16 protein-coding genes, 1 tRNA gene and 3 pseudogenes are annotated in these 18,645 nt (G+C 72.8%); 11 read left to right on the top strand and 9 right to left on the bottom strand.

The genetic code is table 11. From position 1 onward, the window contains the following. Positions 1-65: 65 nt before the first annotated feature. Positions 66-2,077: pseudogene (locus tag ACWPXV_RS10765) on the bottom strand (beta-galactosidase). A 176-nt stretch (positions 2,078-2,253) separates the two neighbouring features. Here ACWPXV_RS10765 and ACWPXV_RS10770 point away from each other — a divergent pair. Together ACWPXV_RS10770 and ACWPXV_RS10775 are read left to right on the top strand one after the other, a co-directional pair. Beyond that, on the top strand, positions 2,254-3,297 hold the full coding sequence (locus ACWPXV_RS10770) for a LacI family DNA-binding transcriptional regulator (protein ID WP_258369124.1): 1,044 nt from the start codon (positions 2,254-2,256) through the stop codon (positions 3,295-3,297). 148 nt (positions 3,298-3,445) lie between these two features. After that, a pseudogene (locus tag ACWPXV_RS10775) lies at positions 3,446-4,102 on the top strand (heparan-alpha-glucosaminide N-acetyltransferase domain-containing protein); the annotation flags it as partial. 59 nt (positions 4,103-4,161) lie between these two features. Here ACWPXV_RS10775 and ACWPXV_RS10780 read toward each other — a convergent pair. The 4 genes from ACWPXV_RS10780 to ACWPXV_RS10795 form a co-directional block, all read right to left on the bottom strand. Continuing rightward, a complete protein-coding gene (locus ACWPXV_RS10780) occupies positions 4,162-4,302 on the bottom strand; it encodes a hypothetical protein (RefSeq protein WP_454085236.1) in 141 nt (46 codons plus the stop codon). 117 nt (positions 4,303-4,419) lie between these two features. After that, on the bottom strand, positions 4,420-4,545 hold the full coding sequence (locus ACWPXV_RS10785; RefSeq protein ID WP_258369121.1) for a hypothetical protein: 126 nt from the start codon (positions 4,543-4,545) through the stop codon (positions 4,420-4,422). 275 nt (positions 4,546-4,820) lie between these two features. After that, a tRNA-Val gene (locus tag ACWPXV_RS10790) sits at positions 4,821-4,894 on the bottom strand. Between the two features lie 37 nt (positions 4,895-4,931). Continuing rightward, complete coding sequence (locus ACWPXV_RS10795; protein WP_454085237.1) at positions 4,932-5,387, bottom strand: MarR family winged helix-turn-helix transcriptional regulator; 456 nt, start codon at positions 5,385-5,387, stop codon at positions 4,932-4,934. Positions 5,388-5,465: 78 nt separating this feature from the next. Here ACWPXV_RS10795 and ACWPXV_RS10800 point away from each other — a divergent pair, with 78 nt between their 5' ends. Then, entirely contained in the window at positions 5,466-5,843 is a 378-nt protein-coding gene (locus tag ACWPXV_RS10800) for a VOC family protein (RefSeq protein WP_454085238.1), read from the top strand. A 13-nt stretch (positions 5,844-5,856) separates the two neighbouring features. On the opposite strand, the gene ACWPXV_RS10805 is transcribed toward ACWPXV_RS10800, so the two are convergent. Both ACWPXV_RS10805 and ACWPXV_RS10810 read right to left on the bottom strand, forming a co-directional pair. Further along, the gene (locus ACWPXV_RS10805; protein ID WP_454085239.1) at positions 5,857-6,237 is read right to left on the bottom strand and encodes a redoxin domain-containing protein; all 381 of its coding nucleotides are present in this window, start codon (positions 6,235-6,237) and stop codon (positions 5,857-5,859) included. 43 nt (positions 6,238-6,280) lie between these two features. Continuing rightward, positions 6,281-6,703 carry a DUF3052 domain-containing protein gene (locus tag ACWPXV_RS10810; protein WP_251302769.1) on the bottom strand — a complete coding sequence of 141 codons (423 nt, stop codon included), beginning with the start codon at positions 6,701-6,703 and terminating at the stop codon, positions 6,281-6,283. A 267-nt stretch (positions 6,704-6,970) separates the two neighbouring features. On the opposite strand from ACWPXV_RS10810, the gene aceE reads away from it, so the two are divergent. Then, complete coding sequence (gene aceE / locus ACWPXV_RS10815) at positions 6,971-9,712, top strand: pyruvate dehydrogenase (acetyl-transferring), homodimeric type (protein ID WP_454085240.1); 2,742 nt, start codon at positions 6,971-6,973, stop codon at positions 9,710-9,712. Between the two features lie 68 nt (positions 9,713-9,780). Here aceE and adhP read toward each other — a convergent pair. After that, a pseudogene (gene adhP / locus ACWPXV_RS10820) lies at positions 9,781-10,799 on the bottom strand (alcohol dehydrogenase AdhP). 227 nt (positions 10,800-11,026) lie between these two features. Further along, positions 11,027-11,695 (bottom strand): hypothetical protein, encoded by a 669-nt coding sequence (locus ACWPXV_RS10825; RefSeq protein ID WP_454085241.1) that lies wholly within the window; start codon positions 11,693-11,695, stop codon positions 11,027-11,029. Positions 11,696-11,828: 133 nt separating this feature from the next. Between ACWPXV_RS10825 and ACWPXV_RS10830 the strand changes: the two genes are divergently transcribed. The 7 genes from ACWPXV_RS10830 to lipA all read left to right on the top strand — a co-directional run bounded on the left by ACWPXV_RS10830 (position 11,829) and on the right by lipA (position 18,531). Beyond that, positions 11,829-13,022, top strand: a complete 1,194-nt coding sequence (locus ACWPXV_RS10830) for a PucR family transcriptional regulator (RefSeq protein ID WP_454085242.1) — start codon at positions 11,829-11,831, stop codon at positions 13,020-13,022. A gap of 122 nt (positions 13,023-13,144) precedes the next feature. Continuing rightward, positions 13,145-14,071, top strand: coding sequence for an ACP S-malonyltransferase (locus ACWPXV_RS10835; protein ID WP_454085243.1), 927 nt, complete (start codon positions 13,145-13,147; stop codon positions 14,069-14,071). Further along, entirely contained in the window at positions 14,068-15,075 is a 1,008-nt protein-coding gene (locus tag ACWPXV_RS10840) for a beta-ketoacyl-ACP synthase III (RefSeq protein WP_454085244.1), read from the top strand. The genes ACWPXV_RS10835 and ACWPXV_RS10840 overlap by 4 nt, the downstream gene beginning before the upstream one ends. Positions 15,076-15,155: 80 nt before the next feature. Then, positions 15,156-15,407, top strand: a complete 252-nt coding sequence (locus ACWPXV_RS10845) for an acyl carrier protein (protein WP_152191752.1) — start codon at positions 15,156-15,158, stop codon at positions 15,405-15,407. 65 nt (positions 15,408-15,472) lie between these two features. Then, positions 15,473-16,714, top strand: a complete 1,242-nt coding sequence (fabF, locus tag ACWPXV_RS10850; RefSeq protein ID WP_454085245.1) for a beta-ketoacyl-ACP synthase II — start codon at positions 15,473-15,475, stop codon at positions 16,712-16,714. A 114-nt stretch (positions 16,715-16,828) separates the two neighbouring features. Continuing rightward, positions 16,829-17,536, top strand: coding sequence for a lipoyl(octanoyl) transferase LipB (lipB, locus tag ACWPXV_RS10855; protein ID WP_454085246.1), 708 nt, complete (start codon positions 16,829-16,831; stop codon positions 17,534-17,536). Next, complete coding sequence (gene lipA, locus ACWPXV_RS10860; protein WP_454085247.1) at positions 17,533-18,531, top strand: lipoyl synthase; 999 nt, start codon at positions 17,533-17,535, stop codon at positions 18,529-18,531. Before lipB ends, lipA begins: the two co-directional genes overlap by 4 nt. Positions 18,532-18,645: the final 114 nt, after the last annotated feature.

The raw sequence follows: 18,645 nt of genomic DNA on the forward strand, positions 1-18,645 counted from the left end.
CACGTCGTCGCGGCCACCGTCGTGCTGCTGTCCTTCACCGCCCCCCACGGGCCTCCCCGGCCGCGTCAGCGACCACCCCCGGGCGTCGTGCGGACCACGGCCACCTCGCCGGCCGGGAGCGTGAGCGTGCCGGTCACGGCCGCGCCGCTGAGCAGCTCGGTGCCCTCGACGGGCACGGTGACGGCGTCGTCGCGGTGGTTGACGGCGACGACGTAGTCCGCGGTCTCGCCGTGGCGGGTCATGAGCTCCACGCCCTCGGGGTCCGACGACGGCGCGATCCCGGCGTCGTCGTACACGGCGGCGAGGACGGGGGCGAGCGCCGCGACGTCGAGCCGGGTGCTCACGTACCAGCCCACGCCGTCGCCGTGCTCGTGACGGGTGACGGCGGGGGCGCCGTCGGCCGGCCCGCCGCGGTAGGTGCCGCGGACCTGCGCGCCGTCGACGGCGACGTCCTCGGCCCACACGTCGGTGGGCAGCCTCTGCCCGTCCAGCTCGACGGCGCAGCTCTCGCCCTCGCGCATGGGGAGGAACTCCTCGACGGTGAGGCCCAGCGCGTCGCGCAGCGGGGCGCCGAAGCCGCCGTGGTGGACGGCGTCGTGCTCGTCGACGACGGCCGCGAAGCACGAGACGAGGAGGGTGCCGCCGCCCGCGACGTAGCGGGTGAGGTTCTCCCCCTGCGCCTCGGTGAGGAGGTAGGAGGCCGGGGCGACGACGAGGCGGTAGCCGGAGAGGTCGTCGCCCGGGTGGGCGAAGTCGACCTGGACGCCGTCACGCCACAGCCGCTCGTAGTAGGCGCGCATGCGCTCACGGAACTGCAGGGCGTCGGAGGGACGCCACTCGAGGTCCTGCGCCCACAGCGACTCCCAGTCGTAGAGCACGGCGACCTGCGCCCGCACACGGGTGTCCTGCAGCTCCCCGATGGCGCCGAGGCGCGCGCCCAGGGAGGCGACCTCGCGGAAGACGCGGCTCGTGGGGCCGGCGTGGGGCACCATCGCGGAGTGGAACTTCTCCGCGCCGGAGCGGGAGGCGCGCCACTGGAAGAACATGATCCCGTCGGCGCCCCGGCCCACGTGGGTGAGCGCGTTGCGGTGCATCTCCCCCGGGCGCTTGGCGATGTTGCGCCCCTGCCAGTTGACGGCGGAGGTCGAGTGCTCCATGAGGATCCACGGGCGGCCGCGGGCGACGGAGCGGGTGAGGTCGGCGGACAGCGCGAGCGCGACGTGGGCGTCCGGGTCCGGTGACCACAGGTAGTGGTCGTCGGAGACGATGTCCACCTCCTGCGCCCACTTCCACAGGTCGGTGTTCCACGACTGGTGGGCCATGAAGTTCGTCGTCACCGGCTGGTCGGCGTGGGCGCGGATGGCGTCGCGCTCGGCGCGGTAGCAGGCGCGCAGCTGGTCGTCGGTGAAGCGGGCCCAGTCGAGCTTCATCGCCGGGTTGACCGTGGTGGGCGTGGCCGCGGGGGCGACGACGTGCTCCCAGCGGCCGTAGCGCTGGCCCCAGAAGGCGGTGCCCCAGGCGGCGTTGAGGGCGTCGAGGCTGCCGTAGCGCTCCTGCAGCCACTCGCGCCAGGCGGCGACGGCGTTCGGGGAGAAGTCCTCGCCCACCGGCACGCCGTACTCGTTGTGGACGTGCCACATGACGACGGCGGGGTGCTGGCCGTAGCGGCGGGCGAGCTCACCGGCGATCCGGGTGGCGGCCTGCCGGTACTCCGGCGCGGAGTGGGAGGCCATGCCGCGCGAGCCGAGCCCTGGACGACGCCGTGCTTGTCGACGGCGAGCGCGTGGGGGTAGGTGGCGAAGAACCAGGCGGGCGGGGAGGCGGTCGGGGTGCCGAGGTCCACGGCGATGCCGTTGGCGTGGAGGAGGTCGAGCAGCTCGTCGAGCCAGGCGAAGTCGAAGACGCCCTCCTCGGGCTCGAGGAGCCCCCAGGAGAAGATGCCCACGCTCACCATCGTCACGCCGGCCTCGCGCATGAGGACGACGTCCTCGTCCCACACCTCCCGAGGCCACTGCTCGGGGTTGTAGTCACCCCCGTACGCGATCGTCGCGGGGGTGGGCCAGGGGTGGTTCGACATGACGCTCCGTCGCCTCGGTGGAACCGGCGCGGGTGCTGCGCCGTGCCCATACTGTGACCGCGCACAGCCTGGGATGTCAAGTGCGACAACGATCGGGAATGTTCGGTCTGCTGATCCCACTGTGATCGGGCACAGTCCGTTCCCGTGACCTCCCGGAGCGGCGTATGGTCTGCCCGGTGAACACGAGCTCGACGGCGACCGCGGCACCGGCTGGCGAGGCCGCGCGCCGCCGCCCGACGATCCGTGACGTCGCGGCGGAGGCCGGCGTCTCGCGCGGCACGGTCTCGCGCTACCTCAACGGCGGCAAGTGGGTCTCCCCCGAGGCGCGGGACGCCGTCGAGCGGGCCATCAAGCAGACCGGCTACCGGGCCAACCAGCACGCCCGCTCGCTGGCCACCGGCCGCGCGAACGCCATCGCGTTCCTCCTCGCCGAGCCGCAGGACCGCCTGTTCGCCGACCCCACCTACGCCCCCCTGCTCCGCGGCGCGGCCGAGGCGCTGGCCGCCCGGGAGATGACCCTCACCCTCCTCGTCGCGGGCACGCCGAAGGAGCGGGAGAACGTCGTCGCCTACGTCGAGGCCGGCCACGTCGACGGCGCGATGCTCATCTCCTCCCACGAGAACGAGCCGCTGCTCGACGAGCTCCTCGCGGGCGGCGTGCCGATGGTGTCCTGCGGACTTCCCCTGGGGCGCACCGACCGCGTCGCGTCGGTCTCGGTCGACGAGGCCGGCGGCGCCCGCGAGATGGTGTCGCACCTGCGCGAGCGGGGCCGCCGGCGCATCGCGACGATCACCGGGCCGCTCGACCTGCCCGGTGGCCGCTACCGCCTCGAGGGCTACCGCGCGGAGCTCGGCGCGGACTACGACCCCGCGCTGGTCGCCCACGGCGACTACGGCACGGAGTCCGGCGCGGCCGCGATGGCGGAGCTGCTCGAGCGCGCACCGGACCTCGACGCCATCTTCGCGGCGTCCGACGCCATGGCCGCCGGCGCGATCACCGTGCTGCGGCGCGCCGGGCGGCGCATCCCCGAGGACGTCGCCGTCGGCGGTTTCGACGACTCCGGCCTCGCAGTCAACCTCGACCCGCCCCTCACGACGATGCGCCAGCCCTTCGACCGGATCAGCGCCGAGATGGTCTCCCTCCTGCTCGAGATCGTCGCCGGCAGCGCGACGAAGTCCGTGACGATGCCGGCGACGCTCGTCGTGCGGGAGAGCACCTAGCCCGGGCGAGACGTCACGCCCGGGACGAGCCGCTCAGCAGTAAGGTTCGGGAGCACTCTGCGACACCGGGCTGACCCTGAGCGTTTCGTTGGACGTGCCCGGGCGTGCAGTCGCGCGCCCCGTCTGCTCCATCGCGAAGGAACGCGTCATGACGACGACCCTGCCCCTGCCCCCGCGGCCGGACACGCTCGTGGCCTCGCTGGCACCGCCCACAGCGCAGCCCGGGCCCGGCCGCCTGAGGAGCTTCGGGCGCGCCCCGCGCGTCGTGGCCCTCGACATCGCCCGCGGGATCGCGGTCCTCGGCATGGCGGCCGCGCACACCGCGGCCCTCCCCGGTGAGCTGCGCTGGGACGACCCCTCGACGTGGGTCGACCTCGTCAACGGACGCTCGTCGATCCTCTTCGCCGTGCTGGCGGGCATCTCGATCGCGATCATGACCGGCCGCACCCGCATCCCGGCCGGGCCCGAGCTGGCGCACGCGCGTCTGCGGCTGGTCGCGCGCGGCCTGGTGATCTTCGCGATCGGCCTCGTGCTCGAGCTCCTCGGCACGAGCATCGCGGTGATCCTCACGTTCTACGGCGCCGTGTACGCGCTCGCGATCCTGTTCATCGGCATGCGCGTGTCCAGGATCGTCATCTGGGCCGCGAGCCTGGCCGTCGCCGGACCCGCCCTGGTCGCCGGGCTCATGGCGCTCGCACTGTCGCCCTCGGGCAGCGGCATCTCGTTCGTCCTCGACGGCACCTACTCGATCATCGTGTGGACCGCGCTCATGCTCGCCGGGCTCGCCCTGGGCCGGCTCGACGTGACGAGGCGGAAGACCGCCGCCCTGGCCCTGGCAGCCGGCGTCGTGCTCTCCGCGGTCGGCTACACCGTCGGCGGGGTCTGGGCCCAGGACCAGTACGGGGACGACAGCAGCTGGTTCTTCTCGTCGGAGAGCGGCTCGTCGTCCTTCGTCGACGAGTGGTACGAGCCCGAGATGGTCCCCGGCGACGAGGCCGACCTCACCGGCATGGTGTGCGAGGACTACGGGGACGGCTACCTCTCCTGCTACCCGGAGGAGGACTACACCGAGTTCCCGAGTGACGACCTCGCCCTCGAGGAGGACGCCAACGGGTGGGCGACCTACCCGGACGCCGTCGCCACCGCGGACGTCGGCGGGACCATGCTCAGCGCGTTCCTCTCGAGCAGCCCACACTCCGGCGGCACGATGGAGATCCTCGGCTCGGGCGGGCTCGCCCTCGCGCTCATCGGCCTCCTGCTCCTCACGGGCGAGGCCCTGCGGTACGTCCTCCTGCCGCTCGCCGCGGTCGGGACGATGCCGCTGACGGCGTACACGGCTCACGTCGTCGCCATCTGGGCGGTCATGGGGCCGGGCGGGTGGAGCCAGCCCCCGCAGCTGTTCTGGTTCCTCGCCGCCGGCCTGCTCCTCGGGTGCACGCTCTGGGCCCTGCTGCTCGGCCGCGGGCCCCTGGAACGCCTCACCGCCCGGGCGTCGGCCCGGCTGGCACCTCGCCCCGTGACGGTGGGCCCGGCCGGCCTCGAACCGACGACCTCCGCGGTGTAAACGCGGCGCTCTGACCAACTGAGCTACAGGCCCCAGGCAGCCGAGCGGCTGCCAGGGGCAAGCGTACTGGTCAGCGGTCGGTGTCCGTGCCGAGCAGGGCGTCGCGGCACGTGACGAGCAGGCTGCGGAGGCGGGTGACGTCGTCCGGGCCGAGCGGCGCCGTCAGGGCGCCGGCGACCGCCGCGACCGATGTGCGCGCGCGGGCGACGAGCTCGCTGCCAGCCGGCGCCAGTGTCGTGGTCCGCTCACGCCGCGGGCCGGGCTCGGCGGAGCGCTCGACGAGCTCACGTCTCTCCAGGCCCTGGAGAAGGACGTTCATCGACTGGCGCGAGACGAACGCCCGGCGCGCGAGCTCGGACCCGGTGATCCCGGGCATGTCGCTCAGCGCCTGGAGGCAGGCGTACTGCGGCACGGTGAGCCCCAGGGGACGGAGCACCTCGTCCATGCGCTGGTGCAGGACCGCCTGAGTCTCCTTGATGAGCACGCCCAGCTCCTCCGCCGCTGTCACCTCTCGCTCGCTCGTCATGTCAACAGTTTGACACACGAGTGGACGGAGTGTCAGCCTGCTGACACACACCGAGCACGGCTCCCCGAGAGGACCACCATGAGCACGACGACGACAGGACCCGACTTCGTCTCCTTCCAGGTACGGGACAAGGAGGCCTCGGCCCGCTTCTACGAGGAGACGGTCGGTCTCACGCGGCTGCCCGCTGCGAACCCGGCGGCGGTCGTCCTCGCCGGCGCAGGAGGCGCCGCGTTCGCGGTGCGCGACCCCTTCCCCGGCGTGGACCTCGACGCCGTCGGCGAGCTCGGCGCCGGGGTCGGCGTGTGGTTCCGTCACGACGACGTGGCCGGCCTACACCAACGGCTCGTGGAGGCCGGCGCGCCGGTCGCGGGGGCACCCGTCGAGGGTCCCTTCGGCCTGCAGCTGTCCTTCCGCGACCCCGACGGCTACGCCGTCACCGTCCACTCCCGGGCGTGAACGCCGGGGCCCGTCACAGCGCCGCGACGGCGGCGCGGTAGTCGGCGACGGACCGCGCCACCCCGGCGGGTGAGCGCACGGACCAGGCCACGGCGCCGTCGTCGTCGAGGAGGAAGGTGGCCCGCTGCGGGGCGCCGGACGCGTCGTCGAGCACCCCGAAGGCGCGCGCGGCCTGCCCGTGCGGCCAGAAGTCCGACAGCAGCGGGAAGGTCACGCCCTCCTGCTCCCCCCACGCGCGCAGGGTGAAGACGGGGTCGCAGGTGACGGCGACGACGTCGGCGCCGTCGACCGGTTCGTCGACGAGCGCGCGCAGCTCACCGCCGCACACGCGCGAGAACGCGAAGGGGAGGAAGACGACGAGCTGGGGCCGCGCGCGCACACCACCGACACGCACGGGGGTGCCGTGCGTGTCGGGCAGCTCGAGGACTGGCGCCCTGTCAGCGACCGCGACCACGGGCGAGCAGGCGCAGCCCGTTCCAGTCGGCCCCGGCGCCGACGGAACCGGTCGGCTGGAGGCCGGCGGTGCGGGCCGCGTCCTCCACGACGGCGGGCCCGACGTGGCCACCACGGCCCGGCTTGGGGGTGAGGACGACGATCGTCCCGGCGTCGTCCAGGTTGTCGAGGGCGTCGACGAGGAGGTCGGTGAGGTCGCTCTCGTCGCCGTCGTCCTCGCGCCACCAGATGATGGCGCCGTCGACGACGTCGGAGTACTCCTCGTCCACCAGGTCCGTCCCCGTGACGTCCGAGACGGCCGAACGGACCGCCTCGTCGACGTCGGTGTCGTACCCGAACTCCTGGATCTCCTGCCCGGGGGTGAAGCCGAACCGGCTGCCGGCATCAGGGCCAGCGGTCGCTGCCACGTGTACTCCCACTCTCATCTCGGTGGCGCTCGGTCGCGCCGATCCACCCCACCTGTCGTGGGGACGGGCACAACGCTACTGCCGGGACGTTCCCAATCCCAGACGAACCGCCCCGCGTCGCGTCGGCGCCTGTTGCCAAGGTCATAGCCGAGCACGGCCCAGGTCATGGTTTTGACTGCCTCCGGGCGCGAGAATGGGCCTAGTCTGGTTGATACCGAGCACCAGCCACGCGCGTCGGCGCGCCGACGCCTGAGGGAAAGAGGACGTGTGAGTCCACAGGACGGATCTGGACCGCTCATCGACGGCCTGCTGAGCCAGGTCAGGGACATCGACACCGCTGAGACCCAGGAGTGGCTCGAGTCCCTCGACGGTCTCATCGACGAGCGCGGCGGCCCCCGGGCCCGGTACATGCTGCTCAACCTGCTGCGCCGCGCCCGTCAGCGCAACGTGGCCGTGCCGGCACCGATGACCACCCCGTACGTCAACACCATCGGCGTCCACGAGGAGCCGTACTTCCCGGGCGACGAGGCCGCCGAGCGCAAGTACCGCGGCTGGATCCGCTGGAACGCCGCCGTCATGGTCACCCGCGCCCAGCGCCCCGGCGTCTCCGTCGGTGGCCACATCTCCTCCTACGCCTCGATCGCCACGCTCTACGAGGTGGGCCTCAACCACTTCTTCCGTGGCAAGGACCACCCCGGTGGCGGCGACCAGGTCTTCTTCCAGGGCCACTCCGCGCCGGGTAACTACGCCCGCGCCTACCTCGAGGGCCGCCTGAGCGAGGACGACCTCGACGGCTTCCGCCAGGAGCACTCCCACCCCGGTGGCGGGCTGCCCTCCTACCCGCACCCGCGCCTCATGCAGGACTTCTGGGAGTTCCCCACGGTCTCGATGGGACTGGGTCCGGCCGAGGCCATCCACCAGGCCTTCACCAACCGCTACGTCCACGAGCGCGGGATCAAGGACACCTCCCAGCAGCACGTGTGGGCCTTCCTCGGCGACGGCGAGATGGACGAGCCCGAGTCGCGCGGCATGCTCCAGCTCGCCGCCCAGCAGGGCCTGGACAACCTCACCTTCGTCGTCAACTGCAACCTGCAGCGCCTCGACGGCCCGGTCCGCGGCAACGGCAAGATCGTCCAGGAGCTCGAGGCCTTCTTCCGCGGCGCCGGCTGGAACGTCATCAAGGTCCTGTGGGGCCGCGAGTGGGACTCCCTGCTCAACGCCGACAAGGACCGCGCGCTGGTCAACCTCATGAACCAGACGCTCGACGGCGACTACCAGACCTACAAGGCGAACGACGGCGCCTACGTCCGTGAGCACTTCTTCGGCCGCGACCCGCGGACCAAGGAGCTCGTCAAGGACATGACGGACGACGAGATCTGGGCGCTCAAGCGCGGCGGCCACGACTACCGCAAGATCTACGCCGCCTACAAGGCCGCCATGGACCACACCGGGCAGCCGACGGTCATCCTCGCGCAGACGGTCAAGGGCTACGGCCTGGGCCCGAGCTTCGCTGGTCGCAACTCCACGCACCAGATGAAGAAGATGAAGACGACGGACCTCAAGATGCTCCGGGACGCCCTGCGCATCCCGATCCCCGACGAGCAGCTCGAGGACCCGTACAACGCGCCGTACTACCGGCCCGAGGAGGACGACCCCGCGCTGCAGTACATGCTCGAGCGGCGCAAGGCGCTGGGCGGCTTCGTCCCCGAGCGCCGCGGCGACAAGGGCAGCCTGCCCCTGCCCGGCGAGAAGCCCTACGAGGTGCTCAAGAGCGGCTCGGGCAAGCAGGAGGTCGCCTCGACCATGGCCTTCGTCCGCCTCCTCAAGGAGCTGATGAAGGACAAGGAGATCGGCAGCCGCATCGTGCCGATCATCCCGGACGAGGCCCGCACCTTCGGCCTGGACGCCATCTTCCCGACCGCGAAGATCTTCAACACCCACGGCCAGAACTACACCGCCGTGGACGCCGACCTCATGCTCTCCTACAAGGAGTCCGAGACCGGCCAGATCATGCACATGGGCATCAACGAGGCCGGCTCGGCGGCGGTCTTCCAGACCGTCGGCACGTCCTACGCCACCCTCGGCGAGCCGCTCGTTCCGGTCTACATCTTCTACTCGATGTTCGGCTTCCAGCGCACCGGTGACGCCTTCTGGGCCGCCGGGGACCAGCTGGCCCGCGGCTTCGTCATCGGCGCCACCGCCGGGCGGACCACGCTGGCCGGTGAGGGCCTGCAGCACATGGACGGGCACTCCCTCGTGCTCGCCCAGACGAACCCCGCGTTCGTCAACTACGACCCGGCCTACGCCTACGAGATCCGCCACATCGTCCGCGACGGCCTGCAGCGCATGTACGGCGCCGACGACCCCCGCGACCCGAACGTCATGTACTACCTCACGGTGTACAACGAGCCGATGGTCCAGCCGGCCGAGCCGGAGGACGTCGACGTCGATGGCATCCTCAAGGGCATCCACCAGATCGTCCCCTCCGAGGGCGACGGTCCGTGGGTCCAGCTCATGGCCTCCGGCGTGGGTGTCCCGTGGGCGGTCCACGCCCGCGAGATCCTCGCCGAGGACTGGGGCGTGCGCGCCGGCGTGTGGTCGGTGACGAGCTGGGGCGAGCTGCGCCGCCAGGCCCTCCAGGTCGAGCGCCAGCGGCTGCTCGAGCCGGGCGGTGACCACGGCGAGGCCTACGTCACCACCAAGCTGCGTGACGCCGGTGGCCCGTACATCGCCACGAGCGACTGGGACCACATGGTCCCGGACATGATCCGCCAGTGGGTGCCGGGCGACTACCACGTCCTCGGTGCGGACGGCTTCGGCTACTCCGACACCCGTCCGGCGGCCCGTCGCCAGTTCCTCATCGACTCCCACTCGATGGTGGTCAAGGCGCTGCAGGCCCTCGCGGCCCAGGGCAAGATCGACGCCGACATCCCGCGCCAGGCGGCCGAGCGCTACCGCCTGTCCGACGTCAACGCCGGCGAGTCCGGCACCGCGGGCGGCGACTCCTAACCCCGGCAGCAACGCCGAGAGCCGGATTCCTCCGAGGAGGAATCCGGCTCTCGGCGTTCTGGGGGTGGTCAGTCGGCCATGCTCATCACCACGCGGCCGTCGATCCGGCCCTCCTCCATCTCGGCGAAGATCTCGTTGATCTCCTCCATGGGCCGCACCGTGTAGGTGGGGCTGATCTTGCCGCGGGCGAAGAAGTCCAGCGCCTCGGCCATGTCCTTGCGGGTGCCGACGATCGAGCCGCGCACGGTGAGGCCGAAGAGCACGGTGGTGAAGATGTCGAGCGGGAACTGCTCCGGCGGCAGGCCCACGAGGGACACCGTGCCGCCCCGGCGCAGCGCCCCGACGGCCTGCGGGAAGGCGTGGGCGTTGACGGCGGTGACGAGGGCGCCGTGCACGCCGCCCGTCGCGGCCTTGATCTCCGCGGCCGGGTCCTCGCTCGTGCGGGCGTTGACGGTGACCTCCGCCCCGTGCCGGCGGGCGAGCTCGAGCTTGCTGTCGTCGACGTCGACCGCGGCGACGCGCAGCCCCATGGCGACGGCGTACTGGACGGCGATGTGGCCGAGCCCGCCGATCCCGGAGATCAGCACCCACTCCCCCGGCTTGGTGTCGGTGACCTTGAGCCCCTTGTAGACGGTGACCCCGGCGCAGAGGATCGGCGCAGCGGCGGCCGGGTCCACGCCGTCGGGGATGACGGGGCAGTACCGGGAGTCGACGAGCATGTACTGGCCGAAGGAGCCGTCGACGGAGTAGCCGCTGTTCTGCTGGGACTCGCACAGCGTCTCCCAGCCGGTCTGGCAGTACTCGCACTCGCCGCACGCGCTGGCGAGCCACGCGTTGCCGACGGTGTCGCCGACCGCGACGCGCTCGACGCGGTCACCGACGGCGACGACGGTCCCCACACCCTCGTGGCCGGGGATGAAGGGGGCAACGGGCTTGACCGGCCAGTCGCCGTGGACGGCGTGGAGGTCGGTGTGGCACACGCCGGTGTACTCGACCTTCACGAGCGCCTCGTAGGGGCCGGGGTGGGGACGGGGACGTCCGCGATGGTCAGCTGCTGGCCGAGCTCGGGGACGACGGCGGCGCGCATCGTGTCTGGCATGGATTCCTCCTCAGGTGGCCGAGGGCCGGGGGAAACACCCTCGGGGGTGGCACCGGATGCGGTGATGCCACCAGTCAAGCAAGCCGGGAGGGCACGCAGGAGGGACCGATGTCCCGCTGCGTCGCCCGTGCCAGAGACGTCGAGAGCCGGATTCCTCCACGGAGGAATCCGGCTCTCGACGTTCTGCGGGGGTGGGCGGCGGGGCGTGCGCCTCGTCAGACTCGTTCGGCGGCCGCGACGCGGGGCTCGAGCTCGGTGACGGCGGCGCGGGTCTCGGCGTCGTCGCGGGCCTTGAGCTCCTCGAGGTGCCGGCGCGCGTCGAGCGGGCGCTCGGCGTCCAGGGCGGCGAGCACGATCTGCCGGCCGGCCTCGACGACGTGGTCGCGCGGGGACCACTGGCCCACGCCCAGGCCGAGCCCGTCGCCCGGCAGCTCCGCCTCGCGGAGCGTACGGACGCCCTCGGCGAGCGCGAGACCGGTGTGCTCCCGCTCGCACGCCGCGTTGAGACGGCGCATCGCGCCCTCGTGGTCGTCGTGGAGGGACAGGCGGGCGAGCTCGATGAGCGGGTACCAGGCCCGCGGGTTGCCTGCCAGCTCCTCGGCCAGTGCCCAGATCGCGACGTCGGCGCCGATGTGGTGCTCCGCGTGCTCGTGCTCGGCGATGAGCGGGTCGACCGGCTCCACCGAGTCGGCGCGGCGGCGGACCAGCTCGGCCAGCTCCCGGAACGCCTGGATGTCGTTGGGGTCGTCCACCAGCCTGGCGCGCAGCGTGGCCTCCTGCGGGAGGTCCTCGCTGCGGGCAGCGGTGGTGGCCTGCCGGGTACCCGGCCGCCGCATCGGGCTGCGCCGGGTGAGCAGCGCCTTCAGTCGCGCGAGAAGAGCCATGTCCTCGACCCTACTGGCGAATGGCTCTCCCCTCACGCCGACGGCGTCGCCCGGCGGCCACATCGGCCGCTCCTTTCTCACCAGCCGGGCGCTCTTGTCGGCTTCCCACAAGCGCTCCCCTATGCTCTGGCCCATGGTCCCTGGCAGCGCCTCCGCCGACGCGCACGACAGCTCCGACGTCGTCCGTCGTCTCCGCGGCGGGACCGACCTGCTCACCTCGGCGGCGCTCAAGCGCCTCGACGCCGAGATCCCCTGGTACCGCGAGCTCGCCGCCGAGGACCGCTCGTGGATCGGGCTCGTCGCCCAGTCCGGCATCGCCGCCTTCATCACCTGGTACGAGAGCTCCTCGGCGGCCACCTACAACGCGGCGGAGATCTTCCGCGCAGCGCCGCCGGAGCTCACCCGCTCCATCTCCCTGCAGCACACGCTCCAACTCGTGCGGCTCGTCGTCGAGGTCGTCGAGGACAACGCCGTCCAGCTCGCGGCCCCCGGACAGCAGCGCGACCTGCGCGACGCCGTCCTGCGCTACTCCCGCGAGGTCGCCTTCTCCGCCGCGGAGGTCTACGCCCGCGCCGCCGAGGCCCGCGGCGCGTGGGACGCCCGCCTCGAGGCGCTCGTCGTCGACTCCCTCGTGCGCGGCGACACCGACGCCTCCCTGCGCTCGCGCGCCTCCGCGCTCGGGTGGTCGGGCACCGGCTCGACCGTCGTCCTCGTCGGCACCACCCGCGGCCCGCTCGACGAGCGCAGCACCGCCGAGCTGCGCCGCGCCTGCCGCCGCGCCGCCGCCGACGCCCTCGTGGGCATCCAGGGCGACCGGCTCGTCGTCGTCCTCGGCGGTGAGGAGCTGCGCGCCGCCGCCGACTCCCTCATGCCGCGGCTGCGTCCGGGCACCGTCGTCATCGGCCCGCAGGTCGCCGACATCGCCGACGCCGGACGCTCGGCCCGCGCCGCGCTCGCCGGCCTCATCGCCGCGCCGGCCTGGCCCGACGCCCCCGAGCTCGTCGAGGCCGACGAGCTGCTTCCCGAACGCCTCGTCAACGGCGACCCGCTCGCCCGCCGCACCCTTCTCACCGAGATCTACCGGCCCCTGGCCACGACCGGCGGCCCGCTCCTGGAGACGCTGGGCGAGTACCTCGCGCAGGGCCGCTCCCTCGAGGCCGCCGCCCGGGCGCTGTACGTCCACCCCAACACCGTCCGCTACCGCCTGCGCCGCATCTCCCAGGTGGTCGGCTGGGACGCGACGGTCCCGCGGGAGGCCTTCGTCCTCCAGGTGGCGCTCGTCGTCGGCCGGCTCTCCGCCGGGGCGGGAGACCACTCGGGCGTGTGACCGGCGTCGCACCCTGACGACGCCGGAGCCCCGGGTTTGTGGACACTCCACAAGGCCTCGGAATCGAGTTGGTAGGCGTCGTAGGCGGGGGCGGGCATCGTTTTGTTGGCAGAGTGGAATCCGTGCTTGCCATCCTCTGCCCCGGTCAGGGCGCCCAGGCCCCCGGCATGCTCAGCCCCTGGCTCGAGCTGCCCGCTCTCGACGCGTCCCTCGAGGCCTTCAGCGAGGCCGCCGAGGTGGACCTGCGCCAGCTCGGCACGCAGGCCGACGCCGAGACGATCCGGGACACGCAGTACGCGCAGCCGCTCATCGTCGCCGCGTCCCTGCTCTCCCTGCAGGCCCTGCTCGGTGAGGACACCAGCGCCGTCGGCGTCACCGCCGGCCACTCCGTCGGTGAGCTCGCCGCCGCGGCCGTCGCGGGCACGCTGAGCGCCACGGACGCCCTCACGCTCGTCGGGGTGCGGGGACGGGCGATGGCCGCGGCCGCCGCCGTCACGCCCACCGGCATGAGCGCCGTCGTCGGCGGGGACCCCGCCGAGGTCGAGGCCACGCTCGCCGCCCACGGGCTCACCGCCGCCAACGTCAACGGCGGCGGGCAGGTCGTCGCCGCGGGCACGCTCGAGCAGCTCACCGCGCTCGCCGACGCGCCGCCCGCCAAGGCCCGCGTCGTCCCGCTCCAGGTGGCCGGCGCCTTCCACACCGAGCACATGGCCCCCGCCGTCGAGCAGGTGCGTGCCGCCGCCGCGGCGATCGCGCCGGCCGACCCGCGCGCCACCCTCCTGTCCAACGCCGACGGCGCGGCCGTCACCTCCGGAGCCGACGCCCTCGAGCGGATCGTCGCCCAGGTCGCCCGCCCGGTCCGCTGGGACCTGTGCTGCCAGACGATGCTCGAGCTCGGCGTCACCGCCGTCATCGAGCTGGCGCCCGCCGGTGTCCTCACCGGCCTGGCCCGACGTACGCTGCCCGGCGTGCAGACCCTCGCCCTGAAGTCCCCCGACCAGATCGACGCGGCCCGCGAGCTGGTGCGCGAGCACGGAGGCTCCCGATGACCCGTCCCACCCTGCGCTCGGCGCAGCCGACCACCTACTCGCGCATCCTCGGCATCGGGGGCGTGCGCGGTGAGAACGTCGTGCCCAACGACGACATCGTCGGGCCCATCGACAGCTCCGACGAGTGGATCCAGCAGCGCACGGGGATCATCGAGCGCCGCCGGGCCACCGACGAGCAGACCATCGCGGCGATGACCGAGGAGGCCGCCCGCCGGGCGCTGGCCGCCGCGGGCATCGAGGGCTCCCAGCTCGGCGCCGTCATCGTCGCCACCGTCACCCACCTCGAGCAGACCCCCGCGCTGGCGACGATCATCGCCGACCGCATCGGCGCGACCCCGGCCGCGGCCTACGACATCTCCGCCGCGTGCGCCGGGTACTGCTACGGCATCGCCCAGGCCGACGCGCTCGTGCGGGCCGGCACCGCCGAGTACGTGCTCGTCGTCGGCGCGGAGCGCATGTCCGACTTCATCGACCCGACCGACCGGACGATCTCCTTCATCCTCGGCGACGGCGCGGGTGCCGCCGTCGTCGGCCCGTCCGACACCCCGGGCATCGGCCCCACGGTGTGGGGCTCCGACGGCGGTCAGGCCGACGCGATCTACCAGACCCACTCGTGGCTCACCTTCCGCGACGGGACCGACACCTCGTGGCCGACGCTGCGCCAGAAGGGCCCCACGGTCTTCAAGTGGGCGAGCTTCGAGATGGCGAAGGTGGCCAAGGAGGCCATCGAGGCCGCGGGGCTGCGCCCGGAGGACATCGAGGTGTTCATCCCCCACCAGGCGAACATGCGCATCATCGACCAGCTCGCCAAGCAGCTCGGGCTGCCCGAGTCCGTGGTCATCGCGCGTGACATCGCCCAGACCGGCAACACCTCCGCCGCCTCCATCCCGCTCGCGACCGAGCGGCTGCAGCGGGAGGGTGCGGTGGAGTCCGGCGCCCTGGCCCTGCAGATCGGCTTCGGCGCCGGTCTCGCCTACGCGGCCCAGGTGGTGGCCCTGCCGTGACGGGCGCGTCGCCCGGAGCGACGAGCACGTCGTAGACCACACTGTTTTCGACCAACCCACACCGAATTGGAGCAACGCGCATGGCTTACAGCGAGCAGGAGATCCTGGCTGGACTGGCGGAGATCGTCAACGAGGAGACCGGCCTGCCGGTCGACGCGGTCCTCCCGGAGAAGTCCTTCACCGACGACCTCGACATCGACTCCCTGTCGATGATGACGATCGTGACGCTGGCCGAGGAGAAGTTCGAGGTCCGCATCCCCGACGAGGAGGTCGCCAACCTCGCGACCGTCCAGGACGCCGTCTCCTTCATCCAGGGCGCCCAGAACGCCTGACCGAGTCGACCGGGGCGGCGCTGCCGCCGGTCGTCCCCACACCCCGCCACACCCGAGGAGCTGTCATGGCCACCCCCACCGTCGTCGTCACCGGGCTCGGAGCCACCACGCCGCTCGGCGGCGACGTGCCCTCCACCTGGGCCGGTGCGCTCGCCGGACGCTCGGGTGTGCGCACCCTCGAGAACGACTGGTCCGAGCGCTACGAGATCCCGGTGACCTTCGCCGGCCAGCTCGCCGTGCCCGCCGCCGACGTCCTGGCGCGCAACGAGACCCGCAAGATGGACCCCAGCGCCCAGTACGCCGTCATCGCCACGCGCGAGGCCTGGGCCGACGCCGGCGCACCCGAGGTCGAGCCGGAGCGCCTCGGCGCCGTGGTCTCCTCCGGGATCGGTGGTGTCTGGACGCTGCTCGACGCCTGGGACACGGTCAAGGAGCGCGGCGCACGTCGCGTCATGCCGCTCACCGTGCCCATGCTCATGCCCAACTCCCCCGCCGGCTACGTCTCCCTCGAGGTCGGCGCCCGCGCCGGGGCCCACGCCCCGGTGTCCGCCTGCGCCTCGGGCGCGGAGGCGATCGCCATGGGCGTGGAGATGATCCGCTCGGGCCGGGCCGACGTCGTCGTCGCCGGCGGCACCGAGGCCGCGATCCACCCGATGCCACTCGCCGCCTTCGCCAAGATGCAGGCGCTGTCCACGCGCAACGACGACCCCGCGGGTGCCTCGCGGCCCTACGACACCACCCGTGACGGCTTCGTCATGGGCGAGGGCGCCGGGATCGTCGTCCTGGAGAGCGCCGAGCACGCCGCCGCCCGCGGCGCGCGCGTGTACGCCGAGATCTGCGGCGTCGGCATGACGTCCGACGCGTACGCCATCGCCCCGCCCGACCCCACCGGCGCCGGGCAGGAGCGGGCCATGCGCCTCGCGCTGGAGGACGCGGGCGTCACCGGCCGCGACGTCGTCCACGTCAACGCCCACGCGACGTCCACCCCCGTCGGTGACGGCATCGAGGCCGCCGCGATCCGCCGCGGCCTGGGCTCGGACGCCGACCACGTGACGATCTCCGCGACGAAGTCGATGACCGGCCACCTCCTCGGCGGCGCCGGTGCGCTGGAGACGATCTTCACCGTCCTCGCGATCAAGGAGCGCACCGCTCCCCCGACGATCAACGTCACCCAGATGGACGCGGACCTCGAGATCGACCTCGTCCGCGACAAGCCGCGCGAGCTGCCCGCCGGGGACGTCGTGGGCGTCAACAACGCCTTCGGCTTCGGCGGCCACAACGTCGCCCTGGCGCTGCGCAACGCGTAACGCACGCCCCTTCTTTCGCCGAGTACGCACCAACGGTCATCGGGGCGTCCCTGCGGGGGCAGCCTGGTGACCGTTGGTGCGTACTCGCGTGCGCGGAGCGGGTAGTGTGGCCGAATGGACATTGTTCGACTGAGTCTAGGAATGGCTCAGGTGGACTTCCGTGAGGCGTGGGCGCTGCAGCGGGAGATCCACGACGACGTCGTCACCGGGCGCCGTCCGGACACCGTGCTGCTCCTCGAGCACGCGAGCGTCTACACCGCCGGACGGCGCACCGCGCGCGCGGAGCGGCCCACCGACGGCAGCGACGTCGTCGACATCGACCGTGGCGGGCGCCTCACCTGGCACGGGCCCGGACAGCTCGTCGTCTACCCGGTCGTCCGGCTCGCCGACCCCGTCGACGTCGTCGCCTACGTCCGCGCGCTGGAGCAGGCCGTCATCGGCACGGCCGCCGAGTGGGGCGTCACGGGCGTTCGTGTGCCGGGGCGCTCGGGGGTCTGGGTCGCGGGCACCCCGGAACGCAAACTCGCCGCCGTCGGCGTCCGGGTGGCGCGCGGGGTGACCATGCACGGGGTGGCCATCAACGCCGACGCCGACCTCACCGCCTTCTCCACCATCGTCCCGTGCGGGATCACCGACGCCGGGGTCACCTCGCTGACCGCGGAGGCCGGGCGGCGCATCGGCCCTCTCGACATCGCCGCGGCCACCGAGCGGCACCTCCTCGCCGCGCTCACCCCGTGCCTCGCCACGCCGTCGGACCGGCTGCTCGCCTCGGTCGGCGCTGCGCCGACCCCCGTCGACACGACACCGAACGGAGACCGATGACGATCGCCCCCGAGGGCCGCCGCATGCTGCGGGTCGAGGCCCGCAACGCGCAGACGCCGATCGAGCGCAAGCCGGAGTGGATCAAGACCCGCGCCACGATGGGGCCGGAGTACCGCGACCTCAAGCAGCTGGTGCACGGCAACGGCCTGCACACCGTGTGCGAGGAGGCCGGCTGCCCGAACATCTTCGAGTGCTGGGAGGACCGCGAGGCGACCTTCCTCATCGGCGGCTCGCAGTGCACCCGCCGCTGCGACTTCTGCCAGATCGACACCGGCAAGCCGGACGCCTTCGACCGGCTCGAGCCGCTCAAGGTCGCCCGCTCGGTCGCGACGATGGGGCTGCGGTACGCGACCGTCACGGGCGTGGCACGTGACGACCTCGACGACGGCGGTGCCTGGCTCTACGCCGAGACCGTGCGCCAGATCCACGCGCACAACCCCGGCACCGGCGTCGAGCTGCTCATCCCCGACTTCGACGCCGAGCCCTCCCAGCTGGCCGAGGTCTTCTCCTCACGCCCGGAGGTACTGGCCCACAACGTCGAGACGGTCCCGCGGGTGTTCCGCCGGATCCGCCCCGGCTTCCGCTACGAGCGCTCGCTCGGCGTGCTCCGGTCCGCGCGGGACGACGGCTTCGTCACCAAGTCCAACCTCATGCTCGGCATGGGCGAGACGATGACCGAGGTGCTCGAGGCGATGGAGCTGCTCCGCGACGCGGGCTGCGACCTGCTGACGATCAACCAGTACCTGCGTCCCTCCGTGCGCCACCACCCGGTGGAGCGCTGGGTGCGGCCCGAGGAGTTCGTCGACCTGTCCGAGGCAGCCGAGGAGATGGGCTTCCTCGGGGTCATGGCCGGCCCGCTGGTGCGCTCGTCCTACCGGGCCGGGCGCCTGTGGGGCACGGCGATGCGCCGCCGGGGCGAGCCGGTGCCGGCCTCGCTCCAGCACCTCCTGGAGCCCGCCGAGTCCCGCCAGGAAGCCACCGCCCTCCTCCGCTGAAGCACGACCAGCGCCGAGCGCTGAGCCTCCAAGCGCCGCACCCCTCACGCGTCGAGCGCTGAGCTGTTACCAGGCGCAGCCGGTAACAACTCAGCGCTCGATGCAAAAAGGGGG

It is taken from the genome of Georgenia sp. Marseille-Q6866 (assembly GCF_965111665.1).

Excerpts from the sequence above, each read along its gene's own strand:
- lipA (WP_454085247.1), top strand. The coding sequence starts at position 17,533 with ATGACGATCGCCCCCGAGGGCCGCCGCATGCTGCGGGTCGAGGCCCGC.
- ACWPXV_RS10840 (WP_454085244.1), top strand. The coding sequence starts at position 14,068 with ATGACCCGTCCCACCCTGCGCTCGGCGCAGCCGACCACCTACTCGCGC.
- ACWPXV_RS10830 (WP_454085242.1), top strand. The coding sequence starts at position 11,829 with ATGGTCCCTGGCAGCGCCTCCGCCGACGCGCACGACAGCTCCGACGTC.
- lipB (WP_454085246.1), top strand. The coding sequence starts at position 16,829 with ATGGACATTGTTCGACTGAGTCTAGGAATGGCTCAGGTGGACTTCCGT.
- ACWPXV_RS10845 (WP_152191752.1), top strand. The coding sequence starts at position 15,156 with ATGGCTTACAGCGAGCAGGAGATCCTGGCTGGACTGGCGGAGATCGTC.
- ACWPXV_RS10800 (WP_454085238.1), top strand. The coding sequence starts at position 5,466 with ATGAGCACGACGACGACAGGACCCGACTTCGTCTCCTTCCAGGTACGG.
- ACWPXV_RS10785 (WP_258369121.1), bottom strand. The coding sequence starts at position 4,545 with ATGAGCGCGAGGGCGAGCCCGCCCGAGCCGAGGATCTCCATCGTGCCG.
- fabF (WP_454085245.1), top strand. The coding sequence starts at position 15,473 with ATGGCCACCCCCACCGTCGTCGTCACCGGGCTCGGAGCCACCACGCCG.
- ACWPXV_RS10795 (WP_454085237.1), bottom strand. The coding sequence starts at position 5,387 with ATGACGAGCGAGCGAGAGGTGACAGCGGCGGAGGAGCTGGGCGTGCTC.
- ACWPXV_RS10825 (WP_454085241.1), bottom strand. The coding sequence starts at position 11,695 with ATGGCTCTTCTCGCGCGACTGAAGGCGCTGCTCACCCGGCGCAGCCCG.